Raw genomic sequence first — 16,717 nt, 5'->3', positions numbered from 1 at the left:
CCAGTCACTCTGGCGGCGAGCCCACCAAGCACGCGCACAACGCTGCCACTACGCCACCCGCGACAAGCGAGATCGCGAGCCACGGCTGTAGTACCAGCGACACCACTCGCAGATCCAGGGACCTCAGCAGGTCGAGGCGGCCCGGGGAGGCCAAGAAATATACCTGCCGATACCAGGAGTCCCAGAGTACGGGCCCAATAGAGTGCGCCGCTCCGAGCAGATCGACATACGTCCGGTAACCTTTCCATTCTGGAAATCTGACCGCGTCCCAGGATGTTCCGGCTGGAAGTAATGCGATGCCGAAGTCGCCCGCGCGCCACTCGTCGAAGACTTTTTCCCGGTCGTCGGACATTTCAGCGAGCCATGAGGCCAGTTCAGAGGCGGTTGAGATCATCAATTCCCCCCGGTCGTCCAGCCTTCGGAATTTGAACCAATCAACCGTAGCACCGACAATGACCGGAGCGACAGAGGGCCGGCCAAGGAATACAACGCGGGCATGATTGCCGCCGAAACGGAGAAATCGATCTTCCCGGGTTCAATTTCTCCACCCCGTCCGCAAAGTGGATTGCAAAATCACGCGAAGGCGGTCCGGGAAAGCAAAAAGACAAAAGATTCAAACTTGTTGCATCTTTTGTCAATTCACGCCTCGATCAATGAATCGCAGCCACACTGCGCCCGTTCCTGCACTATTCTCACAGGAGGGCGACCTCCGTAACCAGACGAGGACGAGCACCGGGTCACTTCCGTAAGCCATACCCGCTCGCGGCCGCGGCGCGGAGCTCCCTGCCGTGGTCGGTGCCAGCAAGCGCTCTCCCGCCCGGAGGCCAGGTCCGATGGTGCCTCGGTGGCGGCGTCCAGGTCCCTGAGCAGCAGGCGGCTTTGAGCAAGCCGTCACTGCCGGGCCGGGGCCAGGCGGTCCTGCGTGCCGCGTGCCGCGTGCCGGATACGGCGCACACCGCGTCGCCCCTTCCGGCCAACCCCTCAGTGGAATTCTTCCGGCCGCCGGTCAACCACGCGCGGGCCTGCAACCCTTGAGCGGCCGACCGCCCGAGGACGGCGTCGCGCTCGTCTTCGGCAGCTTCCGTCGTCCGGGGCGCCGAGCAGGCCTCAGCCGCCCCGGGCACGCACCTCAACAGCAAGGAAACCGTGCGGCGGTGAGGCCGGACGGCGCCCGACAGTGGCCGGCGGGCGGCTTGGCCTGACCACGACGAACCGCTGCCCGTCAACAAGATGCTCTTGTCCACCCCGTCGCGGAAGGACATGTCGGCAGCGAGGTGGCAGCCGGTCCGACCACACTGCGCCCGGGGTCGGCATCAACCCGGGCAAGGTGGACCGCTGCCGGCAATTCCCTCTGCGGCGTTCCGACTTGGAGCATTTGGCCACCGGCCCGGACAGACCTTCGGGCGAAGCATCGGCTTCGCCGCTTTTTTGGGCAAGCGAGTGGGAGTAGCCCCCTTGCCCCTGTTTGGTGCAGAGAGCCGGACGAGAAGACGATCAACGATCCGATTCGTTTAAACTCACTGACACCAAGGCGGGAAGCAGCATCCGAGCAGGAAGACAGCAGCCGTGCCGAACCCACTGCAGGTACTGATCAAGCACCAACTTGACCAGCACGGTTGGTCCTATAGTGACGTGGCGCGCCGGGGGGGCATTTCACGTTCCACCGTTCACCACCTGGCGACGTCGGAGCGATTGGCCCGGATGCCGCAGCAGAGCACGCTCGAGGGGCTGGCCAAGGGGCTCGACATCCCTCTCACCCCGGTGCACCGTGCTGCTGCCGAGGCGTGCGGAGTCCACCTCTATCTCGAGGACACACCCGAGGCGGGGGACCCTGAGGTCGCGATTTTGATCGCGAGCGTGCAGAAACTCGGCCCGGTCGACCGTAGGCACGTTTCCGCGCTCGTGGAGTCCCTTCTGCGTACCGCTGCGGCGGAAGAGGAGACGTCCGGCCGCCCCTAGGGAGCCGGCAGGCAGAAGAACCGCAGTCGTCGGGCCTGACGTAAGGGTCAGACCCGAGCGGCCAGCGTGGATCAGACTTCACGGAAAGCTGATTTTCACATTCTTTCAATTCGTTTTCAGCCTCTACTGCTGGAATCCGCTACGGGCGCCGCAAGGCCTTGATCCGTCGGTGTCCGATTCTTCAGGAGTCCCTGGGGTTCGCCGCCCTGAGCCAGTCGATCACGATGGCAACCGTTTGGTAGTCGAGTTCGGCGATCCGTGTCGTGACTCTTACTTCGCGAAGTGATTCGGGAACGCAGGCCGCATCGAGAGCACAGTGGAGCAATACCTCGTGCGCTTGAGTGGCAGGAAGGTCCTCGCCTGCTTTGAGGGCTCTACGGAGGGGCGGCGCGATGGGCAGAGGAGGGGTCATTTCTGCGTTCAGCATGTTCTCTTTCGTGATCATGTAATCGGGTTCGCCTCCGGGCCGTCCGGCATCAGGTGGGCTTCCGCGCAGAGACGGAGTGCCTTTCCGGTATTCATTCCGCAGGTGCATCGTTCACCGCATCGGCATCGGCATCGGCATCGGCATCGGCATCGGTGAGGAGAATTCCTCGAAAAGGCTCTTCAGTTGTATCCGCAGGCTCTCGGGAGTGTTCCACTGCTGTTTCGGGAGGAGACCGCGGCCGACCTTCCTCCAGAAAAGGTCCACCGAGGCCTGGGCGTACTGGTCGGGGACCCGAGCTGCCGCAGGGGCCAGCGCGAGAATCCGCGTACGCTCGGTAAATGCATATGCGGTCAGCCGGGCGTGCTGGGGCCGGACGGGCGGGAACAGTTCGGTGTCCCGGGTGAGGGCCGTGTTCAGTGCCGCGTGAACCAGTTCATGGGTCACCGCGCTGTCCACACTCCAGCCCATGAGCCGGCGTTGGTTCGTATCGAGCACGATGGCGCAGTACAGGGTTCCCGTCGACGTGTGATGGGCTCTGGCATCCACGACCCACAAACGCCTTGCCGTGCCGCTGTCGAGGGCCTGGCCGGCTGCCCACTGGGTGCGGCCCGCCCGTCCCCTGATACCGGCTTGCCGCATGAGGAGTTCCACCGTCCCGCGGCTGATGCTGATGCCGTAGCACTGTTGCAGCTCGTGATGGATGCGCCGGGAGCCGTACATGGCCTTGGAGGACTGGTAGATGGAGAGAATGAGTTCGCTCAGCCAGGCGTGCCGCAGCATGCGCCCTGAGGGAGCGCGCCGGCACCAGGCGTAGTAGCCCGATTCGGAGACGCGCAGGAGCGCGGCAGTCGAACGGACCTGGTGCCCCTCCGACGCCATCATTCGGATGGCCTCGAACCGGCTTTTGGGGGCACCACATCGCTCAGCCTCTTGGTCAGGCGCCGGTGGGCGAGGAGTTCGTTCTCGAGCTCGGCGATGTGTGTCCGGGCGGCATGGAGTTCCGACTGCCTGCTGACGAGCTGGTGTGCGGTGGTGAGCGAGCGGGCTCGGCGCCAGCGGTAGACGGTGGATCTGCTCAGGTGCAGTTCGGCTGCGACGTCCTTGACGGCCTGTCCCTCGGCCAGTAGGTCCAAGGCCCGGTTCCGCAGCGAAGAAGGGAAAGGCTGTCTGGGCATGTTCCTTCCGGTCTTTGGCCCGGGGCCCGCGGAGGACCGGCAAAGCAGCACCTCGTGAGACTGTCGGGGGTTGGACGCGGTGAATGGGCCGGTTCCTGGCGGCCTCGTCGTGTCAGCCGGTGTGGCGGTGCATCGTGACCGTGGGCTGGAAGCTGTCCAGCGGACCCGCGGCGCTGCGGTGCGGGGCAGAAGCGGCTTCGCGGTCAAGGACGGTCTTGACCTCCTGTGCCAACTCGTCGGCACGCTTCTTGACGTCGGGAATCGTCAGGTTCGATGCCCTCAGCGCGGTCACCTCCCGGTGGATGCGGGTGAGTTGGCTGCGGGCCGACCTGCTGAGGGTCAGCTCCTGCGGGGTGGCGACCACGAACTGGTACGCGCCGGAGAAGGTCTGGCAGCCTTCGCAGTGGTCGTTGGACGACCGGCTGATGTTGGTGGCGTTGATCAGCCGGGCATTGCGGCCGGCGGCGGTGACGATCTGGTAGGACAGGGCGATGGACCGGCACGGGGCGTAGGGGGAGCATCCTGCGGATTCGGCCATGGCCCGGTTGTTCGCCGTCACCGCGACGAGCGGACCGAACTGGTGGATATTGAAGGACTCGTCGAACTGGTTGACGTGCATGCGGTCGGCATGGGTGTCGGCCATGTCCACGGCGGTGGACATGAAGGAGTGCGAACCGCCGGAACTGGCCTGGGCCGACGTCGTCGTCGCCGCCACGGCCATCCCGGCGGTGGCGATCATGCCGAGCCGTACGGCGGTCTTGCCCACGGTGCTGGTGCGGGGTTTGCGGTGTGTCATCGATGTCTCCTGAGGGTGAAGGGAGATGCGTAGAGGCCGGCACTACGGCGTTCCGGATGCGGATGCCGTTTCGAGGGGCGCCGACGATGTGGGAACAGCCGTGTCCAAGACGGATTCCGACGGTGTCGGCGTAGGGGAGAAGAAGGCTGAGGGGCTCTCCGTACGGGTGCTTGTCGGCGTTGTCCTGGGGGAAGCGGCGCCCGTTTCCGGCGGGGGCGACGGCTGGTGGCTGCCGCTGGGCGAAGCGGAGCTCGTGGTGTCCGCTTCCGGGTTCGGGTGGCCCCCGCTGGAGTGCGGGGAGGGACTGCCGAAGAGGGTGGGTGGTGCGTCCGGAAGCCTGGTGACGTCCGCCGACGGCACGGCGGCCCTGTGGGAGGGGCGCGGTGTGCTGTTCACCGGCCTTGCCGTGGGGACACCGGGCTGGAGGATCGGGGCGACGGGTGGCGCGGGAGGCAGCGGCTTGGGGGTCGCACCGTGCATCCATGCCCCGGCCAGGACGGAGGCGGTGGCCAGGACCGCTACGCCGATTGCTGCGCGGAGTTGGTTGTTGCCTTCGGTGACGCGCACGGCGCCCCGGGCGAGACGGCCGCCGAGCCGGACCGTCAGATAGACCCCTCCCGCCATGGGGCAGATCAGCATGAGGCTTCCGATGACGCCGACCAGGCCGGCAGCGATCTGTCCGTGGCCGAACGCCGAGAAGGTGCCGGTGAGTTGCCCGATCAGGGAGCGCAGACTGGTGGACACCAGGCGGGGAAGGTTCCACAGGGCGTAACCGGTCTCTGCCAGCAACAGGGGGATCATGGTGGCGACCCAGACCGTGACCACGATCCGGGCCGAGCGCTTGAGGTCTGCCACGTCCGGGTGCACCGGACGGTTGGGCAGCATGCTCAGCAGGATGGGTTTCACCTTGCCGTACAGGTCCGGGACTCCGGCGAGGTCACCCAGGATGTAATAGCCGTCGAGGCGTACGGCCGGCATGAGTTGTTCAAGAACTTCGAAGTGTGCCAGATAGACTGCTGCCAGAAGATAGGGCTGGCCGGTCACCGCATATACGGCAGTCAGCAGGAGCATGAAGAGCACATTGAAATAGACGCCACCCAGGCCCGTCCGCAGGCGTCCCCCGCGCCCGGCCCTGTAGACGTCCGTGACGTCGGTGTACATGGAGGGCCAGATCAGGAAGATGCCGTAGCCGATCTTTCCCGGCTTCGCCCCGCTGTAACGGCATGCCGATGCGTGCCCGAATTCATGGAATACCAGCGATGCAACGGTCAGGAAGAATACGATCAACATCCAGATCGGTTGTTCCAGGACCCGCAGAACGGGCGTCATGGCGCCGTGGATGCCGAACAGCCAGACATCCATGAGGACGGTACTGAGCAATGCCAGGACCACGAGCGGCGGCCGGTGGAGCCATGCCAGCGCCGAGGCGATCCGCGCCACCTGCTCCTCGCTGAAGACGACCTTGTGCCCCTTGAGGACCAGCAGGAGGTCGGAGCGAGGTCCGGGCGCCTGATCGCTCTCGGCTCCCGCGGTCGCCACGACGCCGAGGGGGGTGAGCTTCCTCTCCAGGAGGTAGAGCACGTTGTCCGTGGTGACCTCGGCGTCGTAACGACCGCTGACGAAGTGGGAGATGCCTTCGGCATCGCGCACTCCGTCGACGGCGCTCACCACCAGGTAGAGGAGCCGGGACAACTGGACCACCTGGCCGTCACCCCGGCGTACGAGGTACTTCGGCTCGGTGAACCCCGATCCCTTGTACTCCCCCATACGTTCCAGACCGGGGCTCAGCCGCGGAACGGGGAAGGCCGGAAACGACGGCGCATGCAGCCGTGCTGACCTCGCGTCCGACTGAAGAGGAACCGTCATGTCGTTCCTGCCACCGGTCATCTCCTCGCCGCCCAGGGGCCGCGTATCCGACAAGCCGACAGCGTCGGGATTTCGATCTCCGAACACTGTCAATTCTTCTCCTCCTGATGCGGGGAACGCCACAAGGTGTGGAGCTGTTGCCGGATATTGAAGAGCTGGGCGGGCCGCGTCTCGCACATGAACAGCAATTCCCTCTTCCCCGGCCGTGCCTGATGGTGGAAGACCATGGGTGTGGCCGGGGCCGCGGCATCGGTGAGCCCGCCGGAAGCGAATTTGATCCGCCGGGGGGATCAGGGACGGCCGGCAACTGCGCCGAATCACTGCCGGCCGGCTCGACCCTCCGCGAGAGAATTCCCTGCCGGGACCTGAGCCGTTCGGTCAACGGCTGTCCCGCAAGGGGGCTGTCCCGCAAGGGCCGGGCCGGTGGAACCGGCCCGGCGCGATAGAACACCAGCTTTGGTGACAGATGCCGGTCAGGGCATCGTCAGGACTACTGGTGGACGTTGATCGCCTGCGTGGCCTGCGACTGGGCAACGGCGAACGGCGAGAAGGAGTTCGCCGCCAGCGACTCGTTGTGCGCACCGACGGCCGCGGCCTTGTGCGAGATGTTGGTGGTCTTGGCGAAGCTGAACGAGAACTTCCCCAGCGCCTCACGGCCCGGCAGCAGCTCCGCGGACTGGGCTTCGAGCTTTGCGATGTCCATGATGAAAACCTTTCAGATGTCGATGCACAGGGGTTCTGGACGCCGGAGGGCGCCGGGACCGACCTGTCCGTGGACTGCGGCATCCGGCGGAAGCCCTCGCCTGCGGCCAAGCCCGTAAGGCTGGACCGCAGACGAACAGCTCCCGCCAGGGCCGGGACAAGGGGTAAAACCGGTCCCTGGCCGTTCACTTGGGCCGTTGCCGCAGAATCCCGCCCATGGAGAGGGCGGGATTCGCCACAACAACCGCTGTCCAGAGTTACCGGACAACTCGTCCGATGACTCTGGACAGTAGCGGACGGAAAGATGGTTCGCAAACTCCCCAAGGCGGACCTTCGTGCCTAAAGCGCACACCAGTTCACCCCTGATGTCGCGATTGCCCTCACGGGTGCGGAAGTCCCGCACGTGCCGAAAGGGCCGCCCGGGCAAGGCGATCCGGGGCCACACGGGTCCCAGGCCCCACTTGCGGAGACCTGACGGGTGCTCAGCGGGCCTCGCCTGAAGCCGAAGAGCTCCCTCGCCGGTGCGCACCGGATCGGTCGGACCGCGGGCCGCCCGCGTCAGCACGCCCGCGCCTGCGGCGCCTCCGAGGCGGCTCATCGAGCCACCGGCGCCACGCCGGCCGGAGCGGGCCGGTGGCTGGTGCCGGACCAACCGGACCTGCCGTGCCTGCCGGACCGGCTGCACTCGTAAGGCATCTGTACGTCTCCGCAACGGCACGGCCCGGCAACTGCCGCCGCTGGAGCCGGAGTTCGGTTCCGGGCAGACCCGCCGGCGGCGTCCGGAGCGGTGTCGGCAGGCGGGCGCCCTCGACCAGCTGACCGCATCCTTCTCGCCGAACCGGACGCGACCAGCGCGGAGTTCACGGGTCATGGAAGCAACCCGGCCGCTCAACCGCGGTACTCCCGCCGGATTCCGGGCTCACGGCTGTGACCACGCAGGCAAGGGCTGCACACGCTGCTGTCACGCCGGTGGACGAGAACCGTCTGCCGGCCGCGATCACCAGTGCAAGATCATGCCGCCCGCCGGCAGAACACCGCACCGCACCCGCTGTCGCGCACCGATTCACCAGTGTCCTGCGACGGCAACTGCTCGTTAGGGCGCGTGTGATTTCAGCTGCTGGTGCGTCAGCTTCTCGTCGCGGTCCCAAACTGCAACCGTTGCTGCTCTCGGCACAGGAGCGAGCGGTGCTGGAACGCCGGACACTTCGGACGGCATCGGCTCAGGCTCTGCGCGCCCGCATCGTGCTGGCATGTGCGGGGCCCGAGGTGCCACCGATCGTCTCTGTCGCCGCGAGTCTGCAGGTGGCCCCGGACACCGTCCGCAAGTGGCGACGGCGGTTCATCGCCGCACGGCTGGACGGCCTGGCCGACACGCCCCTGCCCAGCCGGCCGACCGCCCTGGACGTCGACCAGGCGGAAGCGGCCGTGGTCACTGCACCGGATTCGACCAGCAGCGACCTTGCCGATCTGAGGGAAGCCCGCAGACGTATCGCCAGGCTGCAAGCAGAGCTGGCCATCCACCGGCGGGCCGCGGAGCTGCTGGGTGGCGCCGCCTTCCCGGCGGACGGCCCGCAGTCGTCCGGGTAGCCGCCAGCGAGCACCTACCGCACGCCGGCAGGCCGCGTACCGCTCCTGGCCGACCGGCGGCGGCGCCAAGGACGCCCCCGCACCCCGAAGCCGCCTGAACTCCCCGCCCTGGAAGGGCAGACCGGAGCCGTCACACATCCCCCGGCCTCCAGGCGCCCTCTGGAGAGCGCCGCCTGAGCCACGTACCGGCAGGCCCACTCCCCCACTTGCCGACATGGACGCGCAGCGCCCGCATTCCCCGGACGGGCCGCCCGCGCCCGCCATCACCCACACGCGCGCCCCTGGACGGCGAACGCTCCCCGAGCGCGCCGACGCGCCTCAGCCGGGCAGCAGAATCGGCGCACTTCCCCGCCGGCCGGCGCATCCATGAACGGTCGAATCCGGGAAGAAGCACCATGCCGAGCAGGGGACGACCGAACCGACCTGACGCACCGCCAACCCGTACCCACCAGCTGATCAGCGTCTCCGGTCCGGGGGGCCTCGCCCGCCAGGCGATTCCGGGCAAGTGTGCCGTCGGCGACCCCCGGCCCGCTGCCGTCCGGGCCGTCCCCGCACCTGGAGCCATCCCGACGTCGTACTCCCCCGCATAAGCGCGGTACCGGCACCGTGCCGCCTTTTCCAGATCTTGCCCCGGATTCCGGATCGACCGAATACGTACAAAAGAGGGGCTTTCTGTCGCTATCCTCTTGTTCCATCCGGAGCTGAGCGGGTTGCACGATGGAGCGTCGTTAGAGGAGTCCAGGTGTTCGTCGTCAAAGGATCATCCACCACGGCTGTTGTACGCGGTACCACGGGGGAGCCAGTGATTCTGCTCTCCGGCGAACTGCCTGAGTGCCTGACGGCCTCCGCCTTGGATGATGTAATGAACATGGCTTTGGCAGTTCTCGACGTGGACGAGATGAGACTGTTCAGAAAATGCCTAACAGCCCTACAATGCGGTGAAAAACTAGAGGAACGTTACATCGAGGTGAGTGGAGCGACTCTGACGATCTTCAGGAGTTAATCTCTCCGTTCGGAAAGCAATTGATTAATCAGCCGGACGAAAGGTTTTTTCCCGCAAGAGTTGCGCGGCAGCGAGTATCTGCGGGATCAAGCTCCGAAATCCTGGCTGCCCGGTCGGGCGGGGGCGACGGAGGCCGCGATACGGCCCGCCTGTTCGGTCCGCTCCTGGAGCGGGTCATCGGTCGATCGGCGCCAGGCCGACGCCCCGGCCGAGCCGAGCACGACACCGGCCGGCGGCACACGCCGAGCGCCGAGCAAGACGTGCATTTTGATGATTTATCTGCCAGGTTCCGCCGCTTCGTCCCGGACGGGCCGGTCGTCCGCCGTCCCAGAATGCGCTCCACCGCCCGCCTGTCACACAAGGCTTTGCGAACCGGTCCGGTTGCCCTGCGCACGGGCAACGAAGAGGGCGGCACCAGGGTGGCCAGCGTCCACAGCTCCCCGGGTGCCGGCCCCTTCGACAGACCGGCACCCGACGGAACATCCCGAGAAGCTCTCCGAACAGGCAAGGGGTGCTGCCCGCCACCGGATGGCGGGCAACACCCCTCGTGAAGAGGCCGAACCTACCGAAGCCAGCCGGGCAGGCAGACCCAGTGGCCACGGCCGTGGTGGTGGCCCCAGCCGTGGTGGTGACTCCAGTAGCAGTTCCGGCCGCGGTCGCGATACCCGCCCCAGTCCCCGACCCGGTCTCCGTCGCGGCCCCAGTCTCCGTCGCGGCCACGGTCATCGCCCCGGCCACGGTCCCCGTCACGGCCACGGTCTCCGTCGCGGCCGCGGTCCTCGCCACGGTCCCCGTCGCGGCCACGGTCCCCGCCTCGACCCCAGTCCCCGTCACGGCCGCGGTCATCGCCCCGGTCCCCGCCCCGGCCAGCACCGGGGGCGGCACTCACGGCCGCGGGCGATGTGACGGAGCCGGGACCCGGACCAGCTGCCGCCGTACCGGCAAGCGGCAGAACGACGGCCCCGACCGTCAGAACCGCGGCAGCCAGAGTTCCAGTAATGCTCTTCACTGGTTGATCCTCCTTCGAAACGAAAGGAAATCCCTGTCAGGGCAACTGACAGTACCCATAGATTTCGGACGCCCAATCCAGGCAGCCCTCGTCGAGTCGAATGGGCAGGCCGCACCCAAAGAGAGCCAAACGGCAGGTCAGAGCGCATACGCAAGCGGCGCTCCCGACTCCACTCCCTCCGGAAAGAGAATCGCCGATTACACTCGCCCGGGGGATCGAATAAACCAAACGAGGAAGGCCCCTAAAGATAGGCAGATACAGCATGCGGCAGCCTTTTTCTTGATTCGCCGACTGTGAAATGCCCAGCCTTTGGAAGAGACAGACGGTTCACTTTCCCGCGCCTGCCTGGGCACACGGAGAGACGAGGTCGTCTTTTTCTGACCGAAACGCCTCGATTTCCTTGGAGAACTTTCCGTATCTTTCTCATCTCTCCTCCCACCTGCCGGGAGAAGCCGGCTGTCTCGCCGTGTCCACCTCGGCAAGATCCTGAAGCGCTGCCGACCGGTGAGGACTCCGGAGGGGGCTCAGCAGGGCCTGGAAACCATCGGTGCGGGCTTCCACCGCATGCCGTTCACAGGCCGACAGGCCGACCGCTGCAACGGCAGCGGCGGCTTTCGCCCGGGCCCACGGCACAGTCACGGCTCCCGGCGAATCGAGGAACCGTCATCGGCCCGCACCTGGTACCCCGCAGGCCGGGCGGGCGTTCACGGAGGCCGTCCATTCCCCCCTTGCCCGCCGCCGGTGCTGTCGCGGTGGAGGTCGTAGCGGGCAGGACCCGGCCCGTGGCCGTCACCGCGGTGCAGGTGCGCCGACCGGTGCCGGGGCTTCGTCCGGCACAGCTGGGCTGCTCGGACCGGCGCGGGTCCAGGCAACAACGCAAGACCTACGCCGGCAGCGCCCCGGCACCGGCGTTGCGCTGGGCCATGGGCAGGCCCGTTGCCTACGTTCTCAGGGTGAGAGCCGGTGACATCGCATCAACGCCACGGACGACGTTGCCAGTTCGCGGACGAACCCGATCCACCGCTGGGGAGCAGCACAGCGGTCCTCACCACTGCCACCGCCCGGGGTGGGAGACAGGCGGCCCGCCCCCCGTGGTGCGGGCCGCCCGAAATCGTGGTGGGTCAGCCGCGGTCGCCCGCCCGTCCACCACAGCCGTCGTGACGAGCGAGTTGCCGCCGACGACTTCGCCGCCTTCGACCAGCCGCATGCCAACGATCCGGTAGGTCTGCGGGTCGATCAGCCACTGGTCATACATCGATGCACCGGTCTTGGGGTTCTCCGCATAGTCCAGGGCGATCACCCGGCGTCCGGCGGCGGCCTCGACCAGGTGGCCGGTGACCTTGCCGCCCGGTACGAGCGCGAGGGCGCAGTAGAGAGAGGCCAGGCCCTTGGCCGGCATCACGTCCGCCGACAGCAGGACGCTGATCTCGACGTAGTCGTTGCGTGCCGGTGAGACTTCCTTGGAGTCGGCGATGGCGTTCTGCTCGTGGAGCGCCGTCAGCGTCCCCTTGCCGTCGGCCGGCAGGTCGACGAGGACCCGGTACATCTCGCGCGCCGAGCGGTCGTCGCCCTCGCCGCCGTTCTCCATCCTTTGTTCTTCGCCGGGAATCTCGGCCTTCAGGCCGGGCGGGAATGCGATCCTCGGCCCGGAGGCGCGAAGCGCCGGAGCTCTCTGCGTCTTCGGGGTGAGGGTCAGGCCAGCCGTTTCCGGTTCTCGATGTAGTCCTTGACGATGCTCGGCGGTGCGCCGCCGCAGGACCCCGCGAAGTAGGACGGGGACCAGAACACCGGGCCGGTCCCGATCCGGTTGATCCGGCCGGTGTACTGCGCGCGCAGGTAGCGGGAGCTGACGCCCTTGAGGGAGTTGACGAGCTTGGACAGAGCGATTTTCGGCGGGTGGTGCACGAGCAGGTGGACGTGATCGCCTTCGCCGTTGAACTCCCGCAACTCGGCCTCGAAGGAGTGGCACACGTCCCGCATGATCGCCTCGCAGCGCGTCAGCATGTCGCCGTTGAAGATCTCACGCCGGTACTTCGTGGCGAACACCAAGTGTGCGTGGAGGTGGTGGACAAGTGGACAACATGATGTCCCCGGCTGTTGTCCGGATCTGGTTCCCAGCGTGGTGACATGGGCCATGGGTAGTTAGGGTCGAGTGGACTCGACCGAAGGGGGGTGGGCCGGATGATCCGTGCTTATAAGTTCCTTCTGCGGCCCACCGTCCGTCAGGCGCAGGCATTGTCGGAGATGCTGCGGGATCACTGCTCTCTCTACAACGGGGCCCTGCAAGAGCGCCGCGATGCCTATCGGCACCCGTCGAAGACCAGCGTCGGGTACGGGATGCAGTCCGCGCAGCTCAAGGCGGTCCGGGCGTTCGACCCGGAGCGTCAGGGCCGCTGGTCGTTCTCCTCGCAGCAGGCCACCTTGCGCCGTCTGGACAAGGCGTTCGCCGCGTTCTTCCGCCGGATCAAGTCCGGAGATGCCCCGGGGTATCCGCGTTTTCGCGGGGTGAACCGGTTCGACACAGTGGACTTCCCGAAGGACGGGGACGGCTGCCGGTGGGACTCCACACCGCATGACCCCGTCACCCGCGTCCGCCTCCAGGGCATCGGACACGTGAAGGTCAATCAGCACCGCGCCGTGAGAGGCAGGGTCAAGACCGTCTCCGTCAAGCGGGAGTGCCGCAAGTGGTTCGTGGTACTCACCGTCGAACAGGAACAGTCAAAGCCGCTGGCACCGACCGGCAGCGTGGTCGGGATCGACCTGGGCATTGCGAACTTCCTCGCCGACTCGGGCGGCGCCTTCGTGCCCAACCCGCGCCACGGCCGTCGTGCGGCCGCCAATCTCCAGGCCGCGCAGCAGGCCCTGTCCCGGTTCCCGCGCTGCAAGGCCAAGGACCGCACCGCCAACCACCAACGTGCCGTGGAGAAGGTCGCCCGACTGCACGGCAAGGCACGCCGCCAACGGCTGGACCACGCACACAAGACCGCCCTCGACCTGGTGCGCACATACGACTTCATCGCGCACGAAGACCTCAAGATCCGCAACATGAACACGGCACCCGCACCGAAGCCCGACCCCGACCGGGCCGGCGCATTCCTGCCCAACGGGGCAGCGGCCAAGGCTGGACTGAACCGTTCGATCGCCGATGCCGGTTGGGGGGTGTTCCTGAGGATCCTGCACGCCAAGGCTGAAAGCGCCGGACGGGAAGTGATCGCCGTGGACCCCCGCAACACCTCCCGCACCTGCCCCCACTGCGGGCACACCGCGAAGGAGAACCGGCCCACCCAGGAAAAGTTTCACTGCGTCGCCTGCGGCCACACCGCGCACGCCGACACCGTGGCAGCCACCAACGTTCTACGGGCCGGGCTGGTCCATCGCAACGTCAACCCGACGTAACGAGAAGCCCCCAGCTTCAGCCGGGGAAGGAGTCACGTGCATCTTGTTGATGAAAAGCGGCTCGTCCCGCATCCGGGTGGCGTTGGCGGAGCCGTCGTACCGGATCCACTTCTCCTGCTCGTCCGGAGACCCGTGGGACTTGTCCGAAGGCTCCTGCGCCGACTTGGTGTAGATCCACTGCTTCGCCGTCGGAACGGCGCCGTCCGGCTGCGCCTGGACCGCGTCAGCAGCCTGGCGCAGGAACCGATCTCATTAGGTTGCTGCTGTGACGAGGGCGGTGGCTTCTCACATGCCGCGGTCTGGGCCCTACCAAGGTTCGGGGCGTTCGTCAACGGACATCGGAAGACGCTGCAGCTGAACGGGGCCGGGGTAAAAGGCTGCGCTGTTGGGCCCGCTCATGTCTTCGCCGATGAGGTAGCGGTAGAGCCATTCCGCGAAGCTCATGCGGTGCTCTGCCCAGGTTTCGTCATAGTTCACCAGGAGTCTCGGAGCGTCGGGGGCACCGAGCAGGAAGATGGTCTCTCCTCGGTCGGTGCTCGCAATCGGCCACAGCCCATTGCGGGGGCCAAAGCTCAGCTGGTCGAGTCCGAAGAGCTGGCGGGGGGTCCTCATCCGCGTCGAGATAGAGGTCGTCCCACGGCACCTCGGACCACGCGGTGATGTTGCTACGGATGTCGCGGCCCAGGTTCCACCGCTCGGTCGCGGGGTGGGAGAGGTACAGATGCCCGTTGATCTGTATGGGGGCGAACGCATCCACGAGGGCCCTGTAGTCGGGCGGAAGTTGTATGCCGAGTTCTGTGTGGAGACGGTCCCAGGCAGCCGGGTCCGCATAGCGGTTCTGGACGCTCAAGCGCCACATGCGCGGGCGGGCCGGCTTCACGCTGCTCCGCAAGCAAGGCCTCCTCTCCCCAGCGAAGCATGACGATTTCGTCATATACGGTGGGGCGTATGACGGAACAGAGCATCTACCGGCATCTCCGTGAGTTCCGTGAGGCTTTCGACCGGCCAGAGCCCCTGGCCTGGCCGGAGATCAGCCATGGCCAACTGTTGATGATGACGAGCCCGAAGAAGCAGCATCAGTTGGTTGCTCACCGCCTGCGCACCCAACTGGAGCCCCAGTTGGGCATGGACCTGGTCCTCATGCTCGAAACCGACATGGAGGATGCCGGACTCGGCATCCTGCGCGTACCGGATCTCGTCGTGATCGACGAGGAGGAGGCCGTAGCAGACAGCGATGCGATCGACCCCCACCGTTGTCATCTGGTGATCGAGATTGTTTGCCGGTCCAATCCCAGCAACGACTACGAGGGCAAATTGCGTGACTACCCAGCCATGGGAGTCCCTCACTACCTGATCGTCGACCCCCGCGACGGGAGCGCAGTCCATCACTGGGCACCAGTGAACCGAGGCGGCGTACCCACATACGACAACAGGCAGCACTACACGTTCTCGGACACCATCACCATCGCCGACTGGAAGATCGACACTGCCGGTCTGCCCCGTTACAGCAAGGACGGGCAGTGAACGACGCGGCAGACCTGGTGCGGTTCTGGCGCCAACAGCGAGGGATGTCTCAGGCACGCCTGGCCGAGCTCGCCGGAACCGGGCAGGCCGCCATCTCGCGCATCGAATCCGGGCGGGATCTGCCCACCCTGACGCTCCTGGACCGCATCGCCTCGGCACTGGACTGTCAGTTGACGGTCGCCTTCACCTCCGGCTCCGGGCAGATACCGCCTTCCGCTTGAGCATCTCTCCTCTAACCGAGACGACGGGCGAGCACCCGGCCGAGCAGAACCCGGACCGACGGCCAGATCCGAGCCAATGAGGTCGAGCCACCCTCCGTGTGCTCGGCATCCTGAAGGTCGACGGCGTGCAGATCCTGCAGGCCGCTTCGAGCCGGCAGGCAACGCTCACGATCACCAGACGCGCACCTCAGAACCTCACCTCGCCCCCGGCGCCGGCGCCGGTCAGGCGACGCGTTCCAGGCCCGCCTTCACCGACTGCCGGGTGCCGTCCCGTTTGGTCGTCTCGTAGGCGAAGTCCACTGTGTCGCCGGGGCGCAGCGTCAGGGTGATGCGGCCGTTCGTGACGCAGTTGCCGGACTGGATGCTCTCCCCGAGGGTCACCTGGTCCGTGCCGGCGACCGCGGTCAGGGTCACGGTGCCGTAGCAGTCGGAGGACTCCATCGCGTAGTGGACGCTGCCGACCTGCTCCCGCAGTGTGCCCTGGTCGAGCTCCACGGTGACGCGGTAGTGGTCGGTGCTGGTGGCGTCGACCTCCTCGGCGTAGCCCTGCCAGCGTCCGAGGAACTCCTCCGGCAGGCCGACGGGCGTCGCAGCGGTGGGGGTCGGGGCGGCCGGGGCCCCGCCGACTCCGTCGGACGCCGCGGGCGTGCTCGGCGGGATGGAGCTGCGGGGAGCGACGGAGGTGTCGGGGGCGTCGGAAGCGGGCGACGCGCCGCCGAGCGAGGGACCGGAGGCGCGTTGCTCCACATCGCCGCTCAGCTGTACGAACAGTCCGATCAGGGCCGCGACGACCGTGGCCGCGGCGCCGATCAGGGCCACGACGAGCGCGCTCCGGTGGGAGTCACCGGGGGCCTGACGCATCGGGTGCTGCGGCCTCGCGTAGGGATCCGGCGGGGACTGCGGTCTGGTCATGGCTCGGCCTCTGATGCGTGATTCAGGGAAGATCAGGCCATATTGCCGCCCAGGCACCGCACTTGTGCGACTTTCAGGCAAATCTACCGAATGGATCATGTCGAATCGATTCGCCTCGCACGCTGTTCCGGTGGTGCGCT

17 protein-coding genes are annotated in these 16,717 nt (G+C 66.8%); 6 read left to right on the top strand and 11 right to left on the bottom strand.

Annotated features, from left to right (window positions below; all coding sequences use genetic code 11):
• Nucleotides 1–4: 4 nt before the first annotated feature.
• Nucleotides 5–394, bottom strand: a complete 390-nt coding sequence (locus tag ABZV42_RS27780) for a hypothetical protein (protein ID WP_356054070.1) — start codon at nt 392–394, stop codon at nt 5–7.
• A 1,172-nt stretch (nt 395–1,566) separates the two neighbouring features.
• Between ABZV42_RS27780 and ABZV42_RS27775 the strand changes: the two genes are divergently transcribed.
• The gene (locus ABZV42_RS27775) at nt 1,567–1,959 is read left to right on the top strand and encodes a helix-turn-helix transcriptional regulator (protein WP_356054068.1); all 393 of its coding nucleotides are present in this window, start codon (nt 1,567–1,569) and stop codon (nt 1,957–1,959) included.
• A gap of 181 nt (nt 1,960–2,140) precedes the next feature.
• Here the strand turns inward: ABZV42_RS27775 and ABZV42_RS27770 are convergent, their stop codons facing one another.
• The 6 genes from ABZV42_RS27770 to ABZV42_RS27745 form a co-directional block, all read right to left on the bottom strand.
• Nucleotides 2,141–2,404 carry a hypothetical protein gene (locus tag ABZV42_RS27770; RefSeq protein ID WP_356054066.1) on the bottom strand — a complete coding sequence of 88 codons (264 nt, stop codon included), beginning with the start codon at nt 2,402–2,404 and terminating at the stop codon, nt 2,141–2,143.
• Nucleotides 2,405–2,497: 93 nt separating this feature from the next.
• Entirely contained in the window at nt 2,498–3,166 is a 669-nt protein-coding gene (locus ABZV42_RS27765; protein ID WP_355991060.1) for an IS3 family transposase, read from the bottom strand.
• A gap of 98 nt (nt 3,167–3,264) precedes the next feature.
• Nucleotides 3,265–3,561 (bottom strand): helix-turn-helix domain-containing protein, encoded by a 297-nt coding sequence (locus ABZV42_RS27760; protein WP_355991058.1) that lies wholly within the window; start codon nt 3,559–3,561, stop codon nt 3,265–3,267.
• Nucleotides 3,562–3,673: 112 nt separating this feature from the next.
• On the bottom strand, nt 3,674–4,357 hold the full coding sequence (locus tag ABZV42_RS27755) for a hypothetical protein (protein ID WP_355991056.1): 684 nt from the start codon (nt 4,355–4,357) through the stop codon (nt 3,674–3,676).
• 42 nt (nt 4,358–4,399) lie between these two features.
• Entirely contained in the window at nt 4,400–6,124 is a 1,725-nt protein-coding gene (locus ABZV42_RS27750) for a hypothetical protein (protein ID WP_356054064.1), read from the bottom strand.
• Between the two features lie 589 nt (nt 6,125–6,713).
• On the bottom strand, nt 6,714–6,926 hold the full coding sequence (locus tag ABZV42_RS27745) for a hypothetical protein (RefSeq protein ID WP_355991052.1): 213 nt from the start codon (nt 6,924–6,926) through the stop codon (nt 6,714–6,716).
• 1,157 nt (nt 6,927–8,083) lie between these two features.
• Between ABZV42_RS27745 and ABZV42_RS27740 the strand changes: the two genes are divergently transcribed.
• On the top strand, nt 8,084–8,512 hold the full coding sequence (locus tag ABZV42_RS27740) for a helix-turn-helix domain-containing protein (RefSeq protein ID WP_356054062.1): 429 nt from the start codon (nt 8,084–8,086) through the stop codon (nt 8,510–8,512).
• A 742-nt stretch (nt 8,513–9,254) separates the two neighbouring features.
• Entirely contained in the window at nt 9,255–9,515 is a 261-nt protein-coding gene (locus ABZV42_RS27735; protein ID WP_355991048.1) for a hypothetical protein, read from the top strand.
• Between the two features lie 2,054 nt (nt 9,516–11,569).
• On the opposite strand, the gene ABZV42_RS27730 is transcribed toward ABZV42_RS27735, so the two are convergent.
• Complete coding sequence (locus tag ABZV42_RS27730) at nt 11,570–12,112, bottom strand: hypothetical protein (RefSeq protein ID WP_355991046.1); 543 nt, start codon at nt 12,110–12,112, stop codon at nt 11,570–11,572.
• Nucleotides 12,113–12,216: 104 nt separating this feature from the next.
• Nucleotides 12,217–12,642 (bottom strand): IS200/IS605 family transposase, encoded by a 426-nt coding sequence (gene tnpA / locus ABZV42_RS27725; protein WP_355991070.1) that lies wholly within the window; start codon nt 12,640–12,642, stop codon nt 12,217–12,219.
• A gap of 63 nt (nt 12,643–12,705) precedes the next feature.
• Here tnpA and ABZV42_RS27720 point away from each other — a divergent pair, with 63 nt between their 5' ends.
• Complete coding sequence (locus ABZV42_RS27720; protein ID WP_356054060.1) at nt 12,706–13,920, top strand: transposase; 1,215 nt, start codon at nt 12,706–12,708, stop codon at nt 13,918–13,920.
• Nucleotides 13,921–14,226: 306 nt separating this feature from the next.
• Here the strand turns inward: ABZV42_RS27720 and ABZV42_RS27715 are convergent, their stop codons facing one another.
• Nucleotides 14,227–14,532: a hypothetical protein gene (locus ABZV42_RS27715; protein WP_355990418.1), complete on the bottom strand. Its 306-nt coding sequence runs from the start codon at nt 14,530–14,532 to the stop codon at nt 14,227–14,229.
• Between the two features lie 336 nt (nt 14,533–14,868).
• Here ABZV42_RS27715 and ABZV42_RS27710 point away from each other — a divergent pair, with 336 nt between their 5' ends.
• Both ABZV42_RS27710 and ABZV42_RS27705 read left to right on the top strand, forming a co-directional pair.
• Complete coding sequence (locus ABZV42_RS27710; RefSeq protein WP_355990416.1) at nt 14,869–15,444, top strand: Uma2 family endonuclease; 576 nt, start codon at nt 14,869–14,871, stop codon at nt 15,442–15,444.
• Nucleotides 15,441–15,665, top strand: coding sequence for a helix-turn-helix transcriptional regulator (locus tag ABZV42_RS27705; protein WP_356054058.1), 225 nt, complete (start codon nt 15,441–15,443; stop codon nt 15,663–15,665). Before ABZV42_RS27710 ends, ABZV42_RS27705 begins: the two co-directional genes overlap by 4 nt.
• Before the next feature lie 222 nt (nt 15,666–15,887).
• Here the strand turns inward: ABZV42_RS27705 and ABZV42_RS27700 are convergent, their stop codons facing one another.
• Nucleotides 15,888–16,577 (bottom strand): hypothetical protein, encoded by a 690-nt coding sequence (locus ABZV42_RS27700; RefSeq protein ID WP_355990412.1) that lies wholly within the window; start codon nt 16,575–16,577, stop codon nt 15,888–15,890.
• Nucleotides 16,578–16,717: the final 140 nt, after the last annotated feature.

Source organism: Streptomyces sp. NPDC005281 (assembly GCF_040607495.1).
GTDB lineage: Bacteria > Actinomycetota > Actinomycetes > Streptomycetales > Streptomycetaceae > Streptomyces.
The sequence above is the reverse complement of the archived record's forward strand: the minus strand, read 5'-3'. Positions and strand labels throughout refer to the sequence as shown.

Bases quoted from the DNA above. Each gene is read 5' to 3' on its own strand.
- ABZV42_RS27715 (WP_355990418.1), bottom strand. From the start codon at position 14,532: ATGAGGACCCCCCGCCAGCTCTTCGGACTCGACCAGCTGAGCTTTGGC.
- ABZV42_RS27760 (WP_355991058.1), bottom strand. From the start codon at position 3,561: ATGCCCAGACAGCCTTTCCCTTCTTCGCTGCGGAACCGGGCCTTGGAC.
- ABZV42_RS27730 (WP_355991046.1), bottom strand. From the start codon at position 12,112: ATGGAGAACGGCGGCGAGGGCGACGACCGCTCGGCGCGCGAGATGTAC.
- ABZV42_RS27755 (WP_355991056.1), bottom strand. From the start codon at position 4,357: ATGACACACCGCAAACCCCGCACCAGCACCGTGGGCAAGACCGCCGTA.
- ABZV42_RS27720 (WP_356054060.1), top strand. From the start codon at position 12,706: ATGATCCGTGCTTATAAGTTCCTTCTGCGGCCCACCGTCCGTCAGGCG.
- ABZV42_RS27765 (WP_355991060.1), bottom strand. From the start codon at position 3,166: ATGCTGCGGCACGCCTGGCTGAGCGAACTCATTCTCTCCATCTACCAG.
- ABZV42_RS27745 (WP_355991052.1), bottom strand. From the start codon at position 6,926: ATGGACATCGCAAAGCTCGAAGCCCAGTCCGCGGAGCTGCTGCCGGGC.
- ABZV42_RS27750 (WP_356054064.1), bottom strand. From the start codon at position 6,124: ATGGGGGAGTACAAGGGATCGGGGTTCACCGAGCCGAAGTACCTCGTA.
- ABZV42_RS27710 (WP_355990416.1), top strand. From the start codon at position 14,869: ATGACGGAACAGAGCATCTACCGGCATCTCCGTGAGTTCCGTGAGGCT.
- ABZV42_RS27700 (WP_355990412.1), bottom strand. From the start codon at position 16,577: ATGACCAGACCGCAGTCCCCGCCGGATCCCTACGCGAGGCCGCAGCAC.
- ABZV42_RS27780 (WP_356054070.1), bottom strand. From the start codon at position 394: ATGATCTCAACCGCCTCTGAACTGGCCTCATGGCTCGCTGAAATGTCC.
- ABZV42_RS27770 (WP_356054066.1), bottom strand. From the start codon at position 2,404: ATGATCACGAAAGAGAACATGCTGAACGCAGAAATGACCCCTCCTCTG.